The organism is Streptomyces sp. PA03-6a (assembly GCF_033792765.1).
Classification (GTDB): domain Bacteria; phylum Actinomycetota; class Actinomycetes; order Streptomycetales; family Streptomycetaceae; genus Actinacidiphila.
Genome location: NZ_JARAVK010000200.1, coordinates 1 through 16,998 on the forward strand (window position 1 = coordinate 1; position 16,998 = coordinate 16,998).

Annotated in this window: 16 protein-coding genes, 1 tRNA gene and 1 pseudogene; 8 read left to right on the forward strand and 10 right to left on the reverse strand. The window is 71.9% G+C overall.

Going from position 1 to position 16,998, the window contains the following annotated elements:
- The first annotated feature begins 226 nt into the window (after positions 1-226).
- From PV350_RS34420 to PV350_RS34430, 3 genes and pseudogenes are all read left to right on the forward strand, one after another.
- A tRNA-Gly gene (locus PV350_RS34420) sits at positions 227-300 on the forward strand.
- 59 nt (positions 301-359) lie between these two features.
- Positions 360-543, forward strand: a pseudogene (locus PV350_RS34425) (tyrosine-type recombinase/integrase); the annotation flags it as partial.
- 37 nt (positions 544-580) lie between these two features.
- Positions 581-757: a hypothetical protein gene (locus PV350_RS34430; protein WP_499512713.1), complete on the forward strand. Its 177-nt coding sequence runs from the start codon at positions 581-583 to the stop codon at positions 755-757.
- A gap of 133 nt (positions 758-890) precedes the next feature.
- Here PV350_RS34430 and PV350_RS34435 read toward each other — a convergent pair whose 3' ends face one another.
- A complete protein-coding gene (locus PV350_RS34435) occupies positions 891-1,229 on the reverse strand; it encodes a cyclic-phosphate processing receiver domain-containing protein (RefSeq protein ID WP_499512714.1) in 339 nt (112 codons plus the stop codon).
- Between the two features lie 454 nt (positions 1,230-1,683).
- Complete coding sequence (locus PV350_RS34440; protein WP_500337507.1) at positions 1,684-4,674, reverse strand: FG-GAP-like repeat-containing protein; 2,991 nt, start codon at positions 4,672-4,674, stop codon at positions 1,684-1,686.
- Between the two features lie 527 nt (positions 4,675-5,201).
- Between PV350_RS34440 and PV350_RS34445 the strand changes: the two genes are divergently transcribed.
- A complete protein-coding gene (locus PV350_RS34445; RefSeq protein WP_500337508.1) occupies positions 5,202-5,756 on the forward strand; it encodes a hypothetical protein in 555 nt (184 codons plus the stop codon).
- A 120-nt stretch (positions 5,757-5,876) separates the two neighbouring features.
- On the opposite strand, the gene yczE is transcribed toward PV350_RS34445, so the two are convergent.
- Positions 5,877-6,587 carry a membrane protein YczE gene (gene yczE / locus PV350_RS34450; RefSeq protein WP_500337509.1) on the reverse strand — a complete coding sequence of 237 codons (711 nt, stop codon included), beginning with the start codon at positions 6,585-6,587 and terminating at the stop codon, positions 5,877-5,879.
- A 61-nt stretch (positions 6,588-6,648) separates the two neighbouring features.
- Between yczE and yczR the strand changes: the two genes are divergently transcribed.
- On the forward strand, positions 6,649-8,040 hold the full coding sequence (gene yczR, locus PV350_RS34455) for a MocR-like transcription factor YczR (protein ID WP_500337510.1): 1,392 nt from the start codon (positions 6,649-6,651) through the stop codon (positions 8,038-8,040).
- Here yczR and PV350_RS34460 read toward each other — a convergent pair.
- The 6 genes from PV350_RS34460 to PV350_RS34485 all read right to left on the reverse strand — a co-directional run bounded on the left by PV350_RS34460 (position 8,006) and on the right by PV350_RS34485 (position 12,630).
- On the reverse strand, positions 8,006-8,473 hold the full coding sequence (locus tag PV350_RS34460; protein WP_500337511.1) for a hypothetical protein: 468 nt from the start codon (positions 8,471-8,473) through the stop codon (positions 8,006-8,008). The genes yczR and PV350_RS34460 overlap by 35 nt on opposite strands.
- A gap of 271 nt (positions 8,474-8,744) precedes the next feature.
- Positions 8,745-9,764: an ABC-2 membrane transporter-related protein gene (locus PV350_RS34465; RefSeq protein ID WP_500337512.1), complete on the reverse strand. Its 1,020-nt coding sequence runs from the start codon at positions 9,762-9,764 to the stop codon at positions 8,745-8,747.
- Positions 9,761-10,729, reverse strand: coding sequence for an ABC transporter ATP-binding protein (locus tag PV350_RS34470; protein ID WP_499516883.1), 969 nt, complete (start codon positions 10,727-10,729; stop codon positions 9,761-9,763). Before PV350_RS34470 ends, PV350_RS34465 begins: the two co-directional genes overlap by 4 nt.
- Positions 10,730-10,733: 4 nt before the next feature.
- On the reverse strand, positions 10,734-11,168 hold the full coding sequence (locus tag PV350_RS34475) for a GntR family transcriptional regulator (RefSeq protein WP_499512721.1): 435 nt from the start codon (positions 11,166-11,168) through the stop codon (positions 10,734-10,736).
- Between the two features lie 235 nt (positions 11,169-11,403).
- On the reverse strand, positions 11,404-12,171 hold the full coding sequence (locus PV350_RS34480; RefSeq protein ID WP_500337513.1) for a DUF4232 domain-containing protein: 768 nt from the start codon (positions 12,169-12,171) through the stop codon (positions 11,404-11,406).
- A 234-nt stretch (positions 12,172-12,405) separates the two neighbouring features.
- A complete protein-coding gene (locus tag PV350_RS34485; protein ID WP_499512723.1) occupies positions 12,406-12,630 on the reverse strand; it encodes a hypothetical protein in 225 nt (74 codons plus the stop codon).
- Between the two features lie 228 nt (positions 12,631-12,858).
- Between PV350_RS34485 and PV350_RS34490 the strand changes: the two genes are divergently transcribed.
- Positions 12,859-13,911, forward strand: coding sequence for an alpha/beta fold hydrolase (locus PV350_RS34490; protein WP_500337514.1), 1,053 nt, complete (start codon positions 12,859-12,861; stop codon positions 13,909-13,911).
- A gap of 63 nt (positions 13,912-13,974) precedes the next feature.
- Here PV350_RS34490 and PV350_RS34495 read toward each other — a convergent pair whose 3' ends face one another.
- Entirely contained in the window at positions 13,975-14,568 is a 594-nt protein-coding gene (locus tag PV350_RS34495) for a PepSY domain-containing protein (RefSeq protein ID WP_500337515.1), read from the reverse strand.
- 135 nt (positions 14,569-14,703) lie between these two features.
- Between PV350_RS34495 and PV350_RS34500 the strand changes: the two genes are divergently transcribed.
- On the forward strand, positions 14,704-15,366 hold the full coding sequence (locus PV350_RS34500; protein ID WP_499512726.1) for a response regulator transcription factor: 663 nt from the start codon (positions 14,704-14,706) through the stop codon (positions 15,364-15,366).
- The gene (locus PV350_RS34505) at positions 15,363-16,970 is read left to right on the forward strand and encodes a sensor histidine kinase (RefSeq protein ID WP_500337516.1); all 1,608 of its coding nucleotides are present in this window, start codon (positions 15,363-15,365) and stop codon (positions 16,968-16,970) included. The genes PV350_RS34500 and PV350_RS34505 overlap by 4 nt, the downstream gene beginning before the upstream one ends.
- The last annotated feature ends 28 nt before the right edge of the window (positions 16,971-16,998 follow it).

Genomic DNA, 16,998 nt, shown 5'->3' on the forward strand with positions numbered 1-16,998 from the left:
ATCTGCGTGCCGGCGATGAGCTGGGGCGTGCCGACGCCCGCCTCCGCGGCGCGCTGGTCGAAATCGGCGATGCGCGAGGTGAGTTCGGCCCGGCGGGCGTCGGGACGCCCCCCGCACCTCCCCGCGCACGCCATTCCGGAGGCAACACGAAGGCCCCGGAGGTATGCGTCCGGGGCCGGGCATGGGGTACAGTGTGCGAGGTCAGATGCCTCAACAGGTGTCTTACGCGGGTGTAGTTTAATGGTAGAACATGAGCTTCCCAAGCTCAGAGCGCGGGTTCGATTCCCGTCACCCGCTCCAGCAGAAAGCCCCAGGCGAGCCGCCCGGGGCTTCTTTGTTGTCCGGACCTCTTCATCCCCCTGACGACCCGCTCCGGCGCGACGCTCAAGGACACGATGGTGCGGGACAGCCAGTCAACAGAGCGGAGCGCTGATCTACCAGCACTCGACACTGGAGCGGCAGAAGGAGATCGCCGCCGCGCTGGATACTCGTGTGCGGGCTGACCGCAAATCAATCGACGGGCACGACGACGGCTCATCGGGCACGCGACGCTCGGGAGCAGCGGGGATCGGGCCGCCCCGTGACCGAGGACGTCGCCTTGGAACACATCGTCGGCGTACTCGACGTACCCACAGATTCAGCGGTGTGCGTCAGCAGCCGCCGCTTCGTGCTGGACGGAAATCCGGTCCTGCTGTCGACCTCGCATCGGCCGGCGGATCTCGTGGCAGGGTCAGCCATCACCCGGGAAGACTCCTGACCTCCGTCCCGCTCGGCACGGCCGGCCGCCGCCGCGCGCCCACATAGGTAGGCCGAGGGCATGAGGTCAGAACCGCGGCGGCTGCCCAGGCCCGACCCTGATAAGGATGAGGCCAGACCTCAAAATCAGATTCCTAAACCGTCGCCCGCCGGACCTGGTAGTCCCAGCGTGTGAGCGACCGGACGACGGTCTCGGCGCCAATGGGGTTGGCGCTGTGCACGAAGATCGTGCCGATTCGGAAGGGCCTCCCGTTGAAAGCGGCTTCTTCCATGAGGGTCACCACGGGCAAGATGCTGTCGTCGTCGCCGAGGTCGTGGTCGAGCCAGAGTTCGTCAATGAAGCTGTCGCGGTGCTCTTGCAGGAGCTTGATGCCTTCGCCGCTGCTGCGCGCGATCCGCGTGGTCCACGGCAGCGCCCGGAGGTCGTCTATGCCGAGGATGACGGGCGTCGGTACAGGCGACTCTTCTTTCACCCGACCATTATCACGGCACGGCCGCAGGGCCCAGCGGAGGGGCGAGATCGCCGAACTAGGCCGTTGCGGCTCTCGACGGTGGCACCCTCGGCGTCAGCGGCCGATACGGAGGTGAGCTGTGGCTACGAGACGCAGAGATGCGCGCATGGCGCGTTGCGCCGGCCAGCCGCCGGCAGTCCGAGACGTCACAGGGCCGTGAACGGTTCTTCGAAGCATGGCGCCGCGCCTGACCACTCCCGGGATGCGTGCCAGATCGAGCGGCGAACGACGGTCAACGCCGGGCATCGCATGACCCCCTCTTACACGGGCAACAGTGGGCCATCTGCCCAGGTCGCGCGGACGTTGGCCTCAAAAGCTCAGAGCGCGGGTTCGGTTCCCGTCACCCGCTCCAAAGACGAGGGACCAGGTCGGGGATGCACTCCCCAACCTGGTCCCTTGGCCCCGCGTTGGCGGTTTAGAAGATGCCCTTGTAGCCCTGCCAGCTGGTGGCGATCTTCACGCGCGCGGCGAAGGACCCGTTGCCGTAGCCGCTCTGCCGGTAGAGGTTCCCGGCGGTGTCGCGTGCGATCAGGTCGGCCTTTCCGTCGCCGGTGATGTCGCCGACGCCGACGACCGCGTTGTACGAGGCCCCCCAGCCGGTGGCAATCTTCACGCGCGTGGCGAAGGTGCCGTTGCCCTTGCCGAAGTACCGGTACAGGTTGTTCGACTTGTCCTGGGCGAGGAGATCGCCGATCCCGTCACCGTTCAGGTCCCCGGCCCCGACGACCTTCTTGTAGGTCTTCCAGTTGTCGGCCAGCTTCACGCGTGCGGCCAGCTTGCCGCCCGTCGCACCCTTGTACAGGTACACCGCTCCGGTGGAGGCGTTGCGGGCGATCAGGTCGGGGCGACCGTCCTTGGTGACGTCACCGGGGGAGGTGAGGACGTCGTACTGGTTCCAGCCGGTGCCCAGCGTGGTGTACGGGGTGGTCGGCTTGAGCGCCGTCCCGCAGGCCGGCTTGTACAGCCGGAGGGTGCCGGTGCCGCTGCTCAGCCGGACCAGGACGTCGTTGCAGCGGTCACCGCTCAGGTCCCCGACGGGCACGGCACGGGTGCCCGTCGCCCAGCCGCTGCCGCTGACCTTCCCGGAGAACGTGCCCTTGCCCGTGCCCTGCTGGAACGTCAGCGCGCCGGAGGAATTGAGCGTGAGCAGGTCGCCGACGCCGTCGGGCAGCGCCGAACCGCCGACGTGGTCCCGCCATACCACTGTGCCACCCGTCAACCGGGCCGTGCCGGACTGGACCAACGCCGCTCCCTTCCCGTCCGCCGGCTGAGCCGTCAGCGTCCAGGTGTACGGGCCGTTGGGAAGCCGTCCGCCTGTCGTGTCCCGGCCGTCCCACGTCGTCGCGATCGAGTACTCGGCCGGTCCGCCACTGCGCGTGGCCACCACACGGCCCGTGGCCTTGTGGCGTATCTCCACCCTCCAGGAAGCCGTCGGCTCGGAGAGCCACCATTGACCGCGCCAGGACACCGGGGTCACGTCCGTCTCCACCTGCGCGGTGACATTCCGGTAGGGAGAGACCAGGGCCGCCTCGGGCCGCCCGGTGTGCAGGACGTGGACAACCTGGTCCGGCGTGGAGTACGCGAGGTCACCGCTGCGAGGGTCGAGCGCCACAAGCCCCGCGGCGTCGATTGCCCCCCGCTGGACGGCCGTCCCGGTCTGCAGGCCGTAGACACGCAGCCCCTGCCCGCCCCGGACGGCGACGACACCGTCGCCGAGGTAGGCCTGCGCGGTGGAGGGAAGCGGAATGTTCTTTCTGGACTGGAGGTCGTAGACGCCGCCCGCGGCGTACGGAGCGGTGCTGAGGTTGCACGTCCAGTACAGCCACCGGCCGACGGCCTGCAGATCGACCATGGAGGAGCACCCGGTGTTCACCGTGAAGGACGTCAGCGAGGCCCCGGTGCGTGCGTCCTTGGCCGTGACCTTGCCGCCCGGGGCCGAGGACCACAGGGTGGTCCCCCAGATCGCACCCCTCTGGTACGGCTCCGTGTGCACGACCTTGCCGGAGTCGATGTCCACGACCCGGAGTTCCCGGCTGCCGCCGGCAGGTCTCCCATCGACCAGCACCAGGTTCTCGGATGCCCCCACGATCCTCATCTGGTCCGGGGAATCGTCGAAAGAGTCCTGGAGGCCCGTTTCGATCGGCGTTCCGGGAAACGTCCCGCCCTTGCCCACGACGAACAGCTTGGGCTGCCAGCCGCCGTCCACGCTCACTGTCCCGCGGTACACGGTCCGGCCGTCCCCGGTGGGATACAGCTCGGGGCACAGCCCCCAGCTGACGCTGCACTTGTGGTACGGGACCGGCAGGCCGCCGATCCGCACGCGCTCGCCGTATCCAGGCGCGGTCTCGGTGAGCAGGCGGTCGTACACGAAGGTGGCCCCGTCGCCGTACTCCAGGGTCCTGACGGTGCCGTGATCCAGCGTCAGCCGCTGGAGTGCCATCGGGACCGGCGGGATGCTGAGCACACGAGCCGCGTACGGCACGCCGTCCGCCCCGGCGGTGATGTCCTGGTAGCCGTAGTCCTCCGCGGACTGGCCGCCGACGAGTTGAACGCCGCCGTCCGGCCGGACGGCAACACGGTCCGCCACCGCACGGGCGAGAAGCGTGCGCTCGCCGGAACCGTCGAAGGGGACGGCCACGACCTTCCAGATGGACGCCCCGGACGCCTTCTGACCGAGAAAAGCGTCATAGCGGGCCACGATCAGCGAGTCGCCGACGACGCCGAGAACCTTCGCGTCCTTGAGACCGACCTGAACCTCGCGCACGGGGGTGTCGAACCGGCCCTGCTCATAGATCCGCACGCCACCGGCCTGGGGGGTGACCAGATGAAGGGCGGTCACCACGGAATTCCCGGACACCGTGCCGTACGGCAGAAACGTGGCCTCCGCGGTGCGGAGATCGATCCAGCCGTACTGTGCGACGTCCTCTCCGGGGACCTTCAGAAGTGAGAGGAACCCATGGACGCCGGCCCGCGCGACAGCGATGACGGAGGCCCCCTCCGGGAAGCCTGTCACGCGGCGGTCCACCGTCGTCCCGTTCTCATTGCTCAGCAGATGAAACTCGGTCCAGTCCCCGTCGGCACCAGCTCCGCCCTTGGTCACCACCGTGGTTCCAATCGCCCTGCTGTACACCTGACCTGCGGGGACAGTGACGGTCGTGGTCTCGTCGGTGACCATGTTCCGCAGCAGTACGTCGCCCGTGCCACCGCTGGGCGGCAGCGCCACGATGTCCGAGGCCGCTCCGTAGTACTCCACGGGGTCGTACAACTGCGTGCCTTCAAGCTTTCGGGTCGAGCCGTCCGCGCCCGTCCACTCCAATCCGGAGGGACCGCTCGTGGTGGTGGCGCGGTGCAGAAACCCGGAAGGCCCGACGCTCACCACGGAGCCGGAGCCCGGTGTGACGCGCATGGTCGCCGGAATCGTGGCCTCACTGAACGTTCCTGCATCGGCCGATGCGACCCAGGAGGCAGGACCGACAGTCAGCGACAGCGACACGACCGTCGTGACGGCACTGCGGAGGAGGGCACGTCTGGCCACCTGATTCCACCCCTGATGCGAAAGGACCTGGAACAGGCAGGGGAATCGGCTCGGTCCTCAGCACTCACAGCAAGCAAGCCGGTCAATCCCGGCGTCCCCCGCCCCCCACACCCGAATGATCGGATCCTAACAACAGGCTCACAGGCCACGGAAGAGAAATTCGAACCCGTTCAACACGTCGACCGGCCCGCCGCCGGGACCGTCGGTCGCGGGCGGGCCGGCGCAACTTCGAAGGGGGGCAACTCGCCGTTCGTAGCGGCGGTGGTCAGTTCGGAGAGTTGCACCAGCCCGCAGCACCTGCGCACCACCTGGGGCGGTCAATCTCGGTCGACAAGGGTGGGTCTGACCACGTGAAAAACGGGTGCATACGTCCGGCGGTGCGATGCGACACTCCCCCCATGACCAGCCCGGAGCTCTCCGAACTCGACTATCTGCGGGAGATCGAACGGCTCGCCAAGGCAGTCGTCTCCGCAGCCGCAGGCGAGCGGTCGCATCCTGGCGACGCCGAAGATGACGGCCCGTTCCAACGTACTGTCAACGCCCTGGGCCGGGCACTGTTGCAGTACCACTTCCCCTTGGACGGGTGCCTGGAGGAGGAGGCAGAGCGCCCACAAGTACATCTCGCTGCCGTTGCCATCATCCGCCCCGAGGCCATGCCCATCGGCAGCAATGAGACCTACCCACGCGCCTGTGCCCGACTGGGGGTCGAGGCACGACCTGAAGGGTGGGCGCTGTGGGAGACCTGGGTCGACGGCAACGCGAAGGTCACCATGGTCGTCTCCGCCGTGGACACAACCGAGGGCCTCCTCACCAACTGGGCGAAGGGCAGAAACCTGCTCCCGGTCATGCCCCTGCCCTCGCAGATCGCGCAGGTTCACGCCGGCTGGACCGGCTGGGGGGCGATCTTCTCCCCCTATGGCAAGAGGAAGCTCGGCCTCGACGGACATCCTTGATCCACAGGTATCGGCCATTGCCCGACAAGCGCCGGCGGAGAGCCCGGGCAAGCGGCCCGGGGCTCCTGGTCTCCGCATGACGCGCCTTCGAAGTCGCCCGCCCGATCACGGCATTCGTGTTCACCGGTCGTGCCGTTCGTCCGCGGCGAGGGCGGGGAGGCGAACCGCCACGCGTGGCAGGAAGTAGCCGACGAGGGGCCCCATGCACAGGGCGATGAGCACGGTTCCGACGCCGACGGTTCCGCCCAGGAGCCAGCCGGCGCCGGCGACGGCGATTTCGATGCCGGTGCGCACCGCGGCGATGGGTAGGCGGGTGAGCCGGACGAGTCCGGTCATGATGCCGTCGCGGGGGCCCGATCCGAACTGTGCGCCGAGGTAGAGCGCGTCGAAGAAGGCAAGTGCGACCAGGCCGACTACGAGGTACCCGATCGCGGCGGGTGTCCCCTGGGGGTGGGGGAGGACGGTGGCGGTCGCGTCCGCGGCGAAGCCGACGATGGCGACGTTGAGGAGTGTGCCGAGGCCGGGCAGTTCCCGCAGGGGAATCCACAGGAGGAGCACCAGCAGCGAGATCAGGTTCGTCGTCCAGCCGAAAGAGATGCCGAGGACCTTGGCGGTGCCCTCGGTGAGCACGTTCCAGCTGGCTGCTCCCAGCCCGGACTGGACGAGCGTCATCACGGCGGCCCCGTACCCCACCAGGCCGAGCAGGAGCTGGGGGATGCGGCGCGCCTTTCGGCCCGCCCGGATTTGGGCGAAGGCGCTCATACGGGTCAGGACGGGCTGGTCGTGGCCAGGCGGGACGGAGGTGCGTGCAGCGGTAACAGGAGGTGCCATGACGCAAGCCTGCGAGGCATCTGGACCTGGATTCCATAGCCAGATTCGTTAGGCTGGCCGGGTGAAAGTCACGTCGCACGTGGTCGCAGGCATGCTGGGGACCTGGCAGGAGGGGCCCGGGCCGGCGCATCAGCGGCTCTCGGACAGGCTGCGGCTGCTGGTCCTGGACGGCCGTCTCTCGCTCGGCTCCACCCTGCCGAGCGAGCGTGACCTGGCCACCGCACTCTCCACCAGCAGGACCACCGTCGGCGCCGCCTACCGCACCCTGGTCGAGCACGGATACCTCGCCACACGGGCGCGCGCCAGGGCGACCGTGCGGCTCCCCGACGACACGCCACCCGAGCGCCGGGCCGGCACGAACGCGGCGACCATCGATCTGTCCTTCGCCGCTCCCCCCGCGCCCGTCGAAATCCTCCACGCCGCGTTCGCGGCCGCCCTCGAACAGCTACCGCGGCACTACGAGCGGCACGGCTACGACCGGAACGGCACCGCGGAGCTGCGCGAAGCGGTGGCCCACCGGTATCAACGGCGCGGACTGCCGACGCCGCCCGATCACATCCTGATCACCAACGGCGCGCAGCACGCGCTCGCCCTCCTGGCGCGAACACTCCTGTCGCCACGCGACCAGGTCCTGATCGACCACCCGACCTACCCGCACGCGATCACCACGTTCACCGAGGTGCGGGCCCGGCTCCTCCCCGTCGCCGTGGCGTCCTCGGGCTGGGACACCGCGCAACTCCAGGCGGCAGGCCGCATCGCGAGCCTGGCCTACCTGATCCCCGACTTCCACAATCCGACGGGGCTGTGCATGCCCACGAGCGTCCGCCAAGGCCTGGGGCTCGCGTGTCCCACGGTCATCGACGAAACCATGACCGACCTGGCCCTGGACAGGGAAAGCCCGGAACCCTTCGCGCTCCACATGCCGACCGCCATCAGCATCGGCTCGGTCTCCAAGAGCATCTGGGGCGGCCTGCGCATCGGCTGGATCCGCGCGACGCCCGCTCTCCTGGAACGCGTCCAGCAGACCCGTCACGCCACGGATCTCGGCACCCCCGTCGTCGAGCAACTCGCCACGGCCGTCCTCCTGAACGAGGACCGGACCCGGCGCCCCGGCGCGCTCGGGCAACTGAGGTCGCAACGCGACGTACTGCTCCGAGCGCTCGGCGAGCACCTGCCCGGCCTCCACGCCCCGCGCCCCGCCGGCGGCATGACGCTCTGGGCGACGTTCCCCCGGCCCATCAGCTCACGGCTGGCCGCGATCGCGCCCGACTACGGAGTGACCATCGCAGCCGGACCGCGGTTCGGGATCGGAGGCGCGTTCGAACGCAACATCCGGCTGCCGTACACGCTTCCTCCGGGTCAGCTGACCCAGGCGGTCCGCGGACTCGCACAGGCGGAAGAGGCACTCACCCGGGGCGCTACCGGGGCTCACAGCCCCGCACCCGTGGCATGAGCGTCGACGGCGCGTCGGCGGTGGTGGTGCGCGGGGGCCGGAGCACCGCGCCGAGGGCGGCGCCGCCGGCTGTGGCCGTCGTCCAGATCACGAGCATGCCGAGGAGGAACTCCGGGCGGAGCACGTCACGGACCGCGGACCGCCGGTTCGGCGGGACGGCGTCGCCGGTGCTCAGGTAACCGGCCTGCTGGTTCGCCCAGAACACCGCTTCGGGAACGCCGACGGCGAGCACCGCCACCTGGGCGGCGAGCCCGGCCAGGGCTCCGGCGCGCAGCCCTGAGCCGAACGAGCGGGTGCGCCAGGCGGTGGTGAGCGCGACGGCGAGCAGCAGGACGCTCGGGACGGCCGCCCAGAAGTCGAGGACGCCCGCCCCGTCGTGTGCGAGCGACCAACGCGACGCGGCGTACGAACCGCCCGCCACGACGAGGGCCACCCCGCCGGCCCGCACCCCGCGCCGGGCGGCCGTCCGGAGCGCAGCGCCGTCCACACCCCGCCGAGGGCGAACCTGCGGCGCTCGGAGGGCGGTTCGACGGCGGCGAGTTCGGACCGCAGCGCCGCGCCCCACGCGGCCCGGTGCTCGGGGAGGTCGGCGGTGGGCCTGCGGGCCCATCATCCGGCGGGGACCGCCGGCGCCGACGGCGCGACCCCGGGTGACGCTCGGCGCGTCCACCCGGGGTCGTGTCGTCGTGGCCCGACGGCTCATGTCAGACGACGCGCTTGCGGCCCCAGAGGAAGACGAAGGCCGTGATGGCGGCGGCCAGGGCGAACAGGATCGAGGCGCCGAGCCACTGCATGCCGCTCATCTGGGACATGGGGATGTAGTCCAGCGCCCAGCCCACGATGCCCTTCTGCTTCAGGCAGGCGTCGACCGCCTGTTGCGACCCCGCGTCCGTGCAGGTGCTCCAGCCGAGGGTCTGCCCGGACGAGGTGATGAACGACTGGTCGACCTCGTAGGCGGCGGTGGGAAGGCGGGGGCTGCTGCCGGGGGTCACCCCCGAGTCGGTGGTGAGCCTGATGACGTTGCCGAGGTCGAGCCGGCTGTACGCCCAGACCACCTGGACGGCCGCCGCGAAGAAGAAGGTCACGACCATCGCGAGCAGGGTGCGGCGCAGGAGCATGCCGATCGCGATGCCGCCCACGACGGTGAAGAGCGTGAGCGCGACGGGCACGGGCCCGGTGTTGTCGAAGGCCTGGCCGGAGGTCCAGTCCATGACCGTGTTCTCCTTGCTGACCGGTGCCCACCACCGGCCGAAGGTGAAGGAGAGGGCCACGGTGCAGACCACGACCACCAGCGCGCTGATGCCGAGCTTGGCGGCGAGCCAGCGGGCGGGGCCGGCGGCCTGGGAGGTGACGAGCTTGGCGGTGCCGCTCTCCAGGTCGCCGGCGAGCAGCGGGGCGCCGAGGAAGACACCGAGGAGGATGGGGACGAAGCCGAGGCCGAAGGCGGCCTTCAGGAGCGGGGCGCTGTGCGGGTTGATGTCCTGCGTCCACTTGTCGGAGCTCGCCTCGGGCCAGCCGTGGGCGGTGAGGTAATCCAGCAGGCCGGCGCGCTGGTAGAGCATCCACCCCACGGACAGGGCCGTCGCGGCCAGGATCGTCCAGTAGGCGGCGCGGTGCTGGCGCCAGATGAGCCAGGTCATGCCGCTGAGCCGGGGGCGGCGGACGGCGCTGTCGGCGACCGGGGCCGCGGACGGCGCGGACGGGTTCGCGGTCAGGTTGCTCATGCCGCCGCCCCCCGCGGGCCGTTCACGCCGTACGGCTGCCCCGGGACCTGGGCCACGGGACTGATCAGTGGTGGCGCTTCGGGGGAGCGCAGGTAGGCGAGCAGGAGTTCCTCCAGTTGCGGGGTGTGGGACTGCCACTGGCCGCTCACCGGGCCGTCGGGGCGGATGAGGGCGGTGGCCTGGCGCCCGCTGGTGCGGTACTCGACGACGGTGTGGCGGGCGAGTTCCGCGGGGACGCCCGGGCCCTCGTCGCCGGCCACGCCCTGCAACAGCACGTGGGCGCTGCGGATCTCGTCCACGTCACCGGCGATGCGCAGACCGCCCGTGGAGATGACCAGGAGGAAGTCGCAGACGCTCTCCAGCTCGCTGAGCATGTGGGAGGACATCAGCACCGTGGTGCCGTGCTCGGCGGCCTCGGCCAGCAGGGTGCCCATGAGCTCGTGGCGCACCAGCGGGTCGAGGTCGGACATCGGCTCGTCGAGCAGCAGCAGGTCGGGCCGCTTGCCGAAGGCGAGGGCGAAGGCGACGCGGGTGCGCTGTCCGCCGGAGAGGGTGCCGACCTTCGCGTGCAGGGGCACGTTGCCCGCGCGGACGATCTGCTCGGCGGCCTGCTGGTCCCAGCCGGGGTTGAGCTCGCGGCCCATGCGCAGCGTCTCGGCCACGGTGAAGCGGCGGAACAGCGGCTTCTCCTGGGCGAGGAACGCCGTACGGCGTCCGGCCTCCGCGGACTGGGGCGCCGCGCCGAACACCGTGAGGGTGCCCTCCGACGGCTCCAGCAGGTTGGCGGCGATCGACATCAGCGTCGTCTTGCCCGCGCCGTTGGGGCCCACCAGCCCGCAGATACGGCCGGCCGGCAGGCGGAACGAGCAGTCCCGCAGGGCCCAGCCCCGGCGGTACTTCCGGCCGACCCCGCGGGCCTCCATCGCCGACTCCTCCACCGGGCCACCCATGTCCATGGCATTCATGGCCTCACGCACTGGTCATCCTCATTTCCCCGTCCTCCGGTGTTCCGTCGGCCGCCGTGGTCCCGGCGAACCGCTCCTCCAGGACCGCCGCGACCAGCGCGGCCACGTCCTCGCGCTCCAGGCCCGCCTCGTGGGCCCGGGTCATCCACGCCTCCAGTTCCCCGCGCAACGGGGAGTCGGCACCCGCCTGAGGACGGGCCAGTGAGCGGCGGATGAAGGTGCCGAGGCCGGGCCTCGGCTCGACCAGCCCCTCGCGTTCCAGCTCGCGGTAGGCCTTGAGCGTGGTGTTCGGGTTGACGGCGCTGGTCTCCGCGACCTCCTTGGCGGTGGGCAGCCGGTCCCCCGGCATCAGGACGCCCAGCCGTAGGGCCTGCTTGGTCTGCTGCACGATCTGCTGGTAGGCGGCGATCCCGCTCCGCCGGTCGATGCGGAAGTCCACGTGCTTCAACACCCTTTAGCTACTCGATTAGTGGAATGATGATGAGAGGGGGAGCTGAGCCGTGTCAAACGAAGCGGCCTCACCGGCACCCCTCGGGACACAACCGTGACATTCGTGAGGCGAGGAACGGCGTGGCCCGCGCAGCACGAAGGCCCCGGGCGGGCAGCCCGGGGCCTTCGTGCGGATGGGGGGAGGACGTCGAGGACCGGGTTCGACGGGGAGCGTGCCCCAGGTGTCACGGCCGGGCCGCGGCCGCCGGGTCGGCCTTCCATGCGCTGACGCCGAGCTTCCCCGTCGTGCCGAGGTCGAGTTCGGGGGTCACCGTCACCGCAGGAGCGCCGGGTGTCGCCCGCACCCTCGCGTAGGGCGCGTTGACGGACGTGCCGTCGGTGACGGTGTTGCGCCACATCAGGCCCGCGGTCGCGCTCCCGCCCGGCTCCAGGGTGACCGGACGGGGCGGGTCGTCGAAGCCGGGCACGAGGGCGACGCCCCCGCTGCCCCGGGAGACCTCGACCCCCGTGACGGGCTTGCGCTGCTCGTCGAGGAGCTGGACCGACGGATAGCCCTCGACGCGCCGGACGCGGGAGGAGCAGTTCTCCAGGCGGAGTCCCACCAGGCGCAGCCCCATGGCGGCGTCGCCGTCGTCGGCGGTGAGGCGCAGGCCGGAGGGCGGGCAGGCGCCTCCCGCAGCGGGCACCTCGTCCGCCGGGACGCTCCTGACCTTGACGATGCGCACCCGTTCCGCGGCGTACCGCGGCGCGAGGGGTGCGCCCAGGTCGGCCTCGCCCCTCACGGTGCGGCCGGGCGGGACCGAGGACACGGTGTGCGGCACGTTCGCCAGGGCCTCCCCGGCACCGGAGGTGAGTCCGAAGGTGACGGTGTAGGTGAGGGGTTCGTCGGCGTGGTTGGTGACGCGGAACGCGACGTGGAAGGGGACGCCGGAGCAGTGGGCGGGCGGTGCGCTCACGGCGGTGATCTCGACGTCGCCGTCCCCCTCGAGCACCGCCCGCGGGCGCCGGGGCGACCGGGACGGCAGAGGCGGCGCAGGAGGCACGGTCGTCCCGGTGCGGGACGTCGCAGGCCGTGACCAGGAGCAGGGCACCGGCGAGCACGGCCGGGAGGAGGAGGGCGGGGGTGCGCATCCGGCGACCCCATCAGGACCCTGCCGCTCCCGGCCATGGCGCAGGCCACAATTCCCGTCACACGACCGTCACAAGGCGCGGTGCCCGGGCCGGGCTCAGCGGGAGGCGGCGCTGTCGATCCAGGCGACCACGGCGCTGACCGTGGCGTCGTCGAGCTGCCGGGCGAGGGTGTGCACCGCGTCGCTGTCGCCCGGCAGCGGGGGCACCCCGGCCGCGATGAGCGCGGCGTGGAGCTCGACCCAGCGCGCGTCGACGGCGGCCAGGTGGGCCCCCACCGGGACGCCACCCAGTGACTGCTGCGGAGTATCGAGAAGGTTCATGGTGTTTCCTCTCGGATCTCGGACGGTGTCGACCGGACTCGCCGTGCAGGACAGCCCCGCTCCCCCCACCGGTTGCGCCCTGCCCCCGACTTCACCCGTCCGGCCCTCACCGCGGCCGCCGGGACCTGTGCCATGGGGATGACATTTGCCGGTCCGGTGACGCGGACGGCGGCGCACGGGGCATGGGCTACCTCAGTGCCCGCGCCCGCATCCCACGGAAGGCCTCGGATGATCGACAGGCGGACCTTCGGCACGATCGTCGGCACGGGAGCGGTCGCGGCCACACTGGCCGGGCTCGCCTCGGGGTGCGCGACGACCGGACCGGACGAGAACAAGCCGGCGCCGCCCAGGGCCCCCGGCAAGGAACGGCCCGGCGACGCCCCGGCGTTCGGCCCGCTGAAGCAGGTGGAGGCCGGGGTGCTGGACGTCGGCTACGCCGAGGCGGGACCGGCCGACGGTCCCCCCGTGATCCTGCTCCACGGCTGGCCGTACGACATCCACAGCTACGTCGCCGTCGCACCGCTGCTGGCGGCGAAGGGCTACCGGGTGGTCGTCCCCTACCTGCGCGGTCACGGGACGACCCGCTTCCTGTCCCGCTCGACCCCGCGCGACGCCCAGCAGGCGGTGTTCGCCCTGGACATCGTGGCGCTCATGGACGCGCTGGGGATCAAGAAGGCGGTCCTGGCCGGCTTCGACTGGGGGTCGCGGACCGCGGACATCATCGCGGCGCTGTGGCCGGAGCGGGTCAAGGGGCTGGTCTCGGTGACCGGCTACCTGATCACCAACCGCGAGGCGAACAAGCAGCCGCTGCCGCCGAAGTCGGAATGGGCCTGGTGGTACCAGTACTACTTCGCCACGGAGCGGGGCCGTAAGGGGCTGGAGCGCTACCGGCACGACCTGGGCCGGCTCGTCTGGAAGTTCAACTCCCCGACCTGGGGCTTCGACGACGCCACGTTCGACCGCACCGCGGCGGCCTTCGACAACCCGGACTACGTCCCCATCGTCATCGGCAACTACCGCTGGCGGCTCGGCCTGACCGAGGGCGACCCGCGGTACGACGACATCGAGGCACGGCTCGCCCGCGGGCCCGTCGTCACCGTGCCCACGATCACCCTCGACGGGGCGGTCGATCCGTTCACACCGCCGGGCAACGGCTCTTCCTACCGGGCCAAGTTCACCGGGAAGTACGCGCACCGCACGCTGCAGGGCATCGGGCACAACGTGCCGCAGGAGGCACCGGCGGCCTTCGCCCAGGCCGTGGTGGACGTCGGGCGGCTCTGAGGGGTCCGGCGGGGGCGGCGCCCGTGGCCGAGCGCGGGGGGCCCGGCCACGCGGGGGACGACGTCAGTGGTCGTCGCCGCCGCGGCCCCGGCCCCGGCCGTGGCCCCCGCCGTGGTCGTCACCGGAGCGGTCGTCGTCCCGCACGCGGTCGCCGCCGTGGTCGTCTCCCGGGGGGTCGTCGCTGCCGGCCCGGTCGCCGCCGTGGTCGTCGTACCCGGGCCGCGTCGTCGCCGGTGCGGGCGAGGCGGTGCGGGACGCGTCACCGGAGCGTGTGCGGCCACGGTGCCGGTCGTCCTCCGTGACCCGGCCCGTCCGCGCATCCACGTGCAGCTCGTGCACGACCCCGGCCGCGTCCGTCACGTACACCTCCCAGTAGCCGCGGTGACGGTCGTCCGGCTCGATCTTCGTGACGGTGCCCGGCGTGTGCGCGACCGCGGCGGCCGCGGCCCGGCTGGCCGTGATGCCCGGGGAGCCGTGGTCGTCGCCCGCGTCGCGTCCCGGGGTCGCCCCGGGCGTGGCGGTCGAGGACACCGTGCCGCGCGCGTCGTCGCGCCCGCCGTCGCGCCCGCCGTCGTGGCCGCCGGTGGCGAACGCCGTGTAGCCCCCGGCGACGAGGACCGCGGCCGCGATGGCCGCGACGGTCGTGTTGCGCTTCATGAGGAGCCCTTCCGACCGGGCCGTACCCGGTCTGTGTCAGGTCTGTTCCGTGACCTCAATGTCGCCGGTACAGGCTGAAGGCAGCCTGAAACCACCTGAAGATCTCTTCAGGTTCGATTTGGGAGGCTGGACCCCATGCGTGTGCTCATCGTGGAGGACGAGAGACGGCTCGCGGTCTCGCTGGCCAGGGGGCTGACGGCCGAGGGCTTCGCCGTGGACGTCGTCCACGACGGGCTCGAGGGGCTGCACCGGGCGGGGGAGGGCGTCCACGACCTCGTCGTGCTCGACATCATGCTGCCCGGCATGAACGGCTACCGCGTCTGCGCCGCACTGCGCGAGGCGGGCAACGAGGTCCCCATCCTGATGCTCACGGCCAAGGACGGCGAGTACGACGAGGCGGAGGGCCTCGACACCGGCGCCGACGACTACCTGACCAAGCCGTTCTCGTACGTCGTGCTGGTGGCCCGGGTCAAGGCGCTGCTGCGGCGCCGGGGTTCGGCGGGGGCCTCGCCCGTGCTGCGGCTGGGCACCCTCGTGCTGGACACCGCCGCCCGCCGGGTCTTCCGCAACGACAGCGAAGTGACGCTGACCGCGAAGGAGTTCGCCGTGCTGGAGCAGCTCGCGGTGCGGGCCGGGCAGGTGGTCGGCAAGTCCCGCATCCTGGAGCACGTCTGGGACTTCGCGTACGACGGCGACCCCAACATCGTCGAGGTGTACATCAGCACCCTGCGCCGCAAGCTCGGCGCGGACCTCATCCAGACGGTGCGCGGCGCCGGTTACCGGCTGGCCTCGGCATGAGACGCCCCCGCCCCCTCGGCACCGTCCAGGCCAAGATGTCGCTCGGCGCCACGCTCGTGGTCGCGGTCGCACTGGTGGCCGCCGGGGTGGCCGTGCTGCTCTCGCTGCGCGCCAACCTCACGGGCCAGGCACAGAGCCAGGCCGACGACTCGGCCCGCAGGATCGCCCTCGACGTCGCCAGCCGCGGGGCGGGCGCGGACCGCTACGCCCGGCTCCGGCTCCCCGAGGGCGTGCCGGTGCAGGTGACCACCGAGGACGGGCGGCTGCTGGCGGTGAGCAGGGGCCTGGAACGGATCAGCGGCACCGGGGTCGGCGCCGTCAGGGCCGTCCGCGGGCCCGCCGCCACACCCACGCCCACGCCTTCGCCCACCCCTTCCGCGGTGCCGAGCCGCACCGCGGAGAGCGGCGACGACCACGGCGGCGGCGAGGACGACGGTGGCCACGGGCGCGGCCGGGGCCGGGGCGGCCGGGACGACGCGACGCGCGGCGGCGAGGACGACGACCGGCACGGCGGCGGCGCCACACCCTCACCCGCCGCGGGCGACGACCCGGTGGTCGGCGAGATCGGCCGGACGGTCGTGCACGGCACGGGACGGGCCACGCTGGACGGACGGACCGCCGACTACCGGTTCGCGACGATCAAGGCCACCGACCTCGCCGGGCAGACCGTCCTCATCCACGCGGGCACCTCCCTGGCGGCCCGCGAGAGCGCCGTGAACACCGCGGCGGCGGCCATGCTGGCGGGACTGCCCCTGCTGCTGCTGGTGATCGGCGGCGCGACCTGGCGGGTCACCCGCCGCGCACTCGCTCCGGTGGAGGGCATCCGGCGCGAGATGGCCGCGATCACGGCCTCCGAGGACCTCTCCCGGCGTGTGCCGGAGCCGGCCGCCCGCGACGAGGTGGCCCGGCTGGCGCGCACCACCAACGAGACCCTCACCGCGCTGGAGGCCGCGGTCGAGCGGCAGCGCCGCTTCGTCGCCGACGCCTCGCACGAACTGCGCAGCCCGATCGCCTCGTTGCGCACACAGCTGGAGGTCGGCTCGGCCCATCCGCACCTGCTCGACGTCCCGGGCGCCGTCAAGGACACCGAGCGGCTGCAGCAACTGGCGGGGGACCTGCTCCTGCTCGCCCGCCTCGACGCGGGCGAACGGCCCGCGCGGCGGCCGGTCGACCTGGGCGAACTGGTCGGCGAGGAGGTCCGCAGGCGGCCCGCCGACCGGGTCCCGGTGACCGTCGACGTCGAACCGCTCCGGGACGTGGCGGGCTCGCGCGGCCAGTTGGCCCGGGTCGTCGGCAACCTCGTGGACAACGCCCAGCGCCACGCGCGCGCCGAGGTGACCGTGACCGTACGCCTGCAGGACGGCCTGGTCGTCCTCGCGGTCGGCGACGACGGCGACGGCGTCCCGCCCGCCGAGCGCGAGCGCATCTTCGAGCGCTTCGTCCGGCTCGACGACGCCCGCAGCCGCGACGAGGGCGGTGCGGGTCTCGGCCTGGCCATCGCCCGCGACGTCGCCCACCGCCACGACGGCTCGCTCACCGTCGGCACCGCCCCGGCGGGCGGTGCCCTCTTCGAACTCCGCCTGCCGGCGGCGGCCGCGGACTGACGGGCTCCGGGAGGGGCGGGGCTCGCGC

What these genes read in the sequence shown, in the direction of transcription:
- PV350_RS34440 (WP_500337507.1), bottom strand. Translation starts at nt 4,674, where the DNA reads ATGCGCGTCACACCGGGCTCCGGCTCCGTGGTGAGCGTCGGGCCTTCC.
- PV350_RS34445 (WP_500337508.1), top strand. Translation starts at nt 5,202, where the DNA reads ATGACCAGCCCGGAGCTCTCCGAACTCGACTATCTGCGGGAGATCGAA.
- yczE (WP_500337509.1), bottom strand. Translation starts at nt 6,587, where the DNA reads ATGGCACCTCCTGTTACCGCTGCACGCACCTCCGTCCCGCCTGGCCAC.
- PV350_RS34465 (WP_500337512.1), bottom strand. Translation starts at nt 9,764, where the DNA reads ATGAGCAACCTGACCGCGAACCCGTCCGCGCCGTCCGCGGCCCCGGTC.
- PV350_RS34470 (WP_499516883.1), bottom strand. Translation starts at nt 10,729, where the DNA reads ATGAATGCCATGGACATGGGTGGCCCGGTGGAGGAGTCGGCGATGGAG.
- PV350_RS34485 (WP_499512723.1), bottom strand. Translation starts at nt 12,630, where the DNA reads ATGAACCTTCTCGATACTCCGCAGCAGTCACTGGGTGGCGTCCCGGTG.
- PV350_RS34490 (WP_500337514.1), top strand. Translation starts at nt 12,859, where the DNA reads ATGATCGACAGGCGGACCTTCGGCACGATCGTCGGCACGGGAGCGGTC.
- PV350_RS34495 (WP_500337515.1), bottom strand. Translation starts at nt 14,568, where the DNA reads ATGAAGCGCAACACGACCGTCGCGGCCATCGCGGCCGCGGTCCTCGTC.
- PV350_RS34500 (WP_499512726.1), top strand. Translation starts at nt 14,704, where the DNA reads ATGCGTGTGCTCATCGTGGAGGACGAGAGACGGCTCGCGGTCTCGCTG.
- PV350_RS34505 (WP_500337516.1), top strand. Translation starts at nt 15,363, where the DNA reads ATGAGACGCCCCCGCCCCCTCGGCACCGTCCAGGCCAAGATGTCGCTC.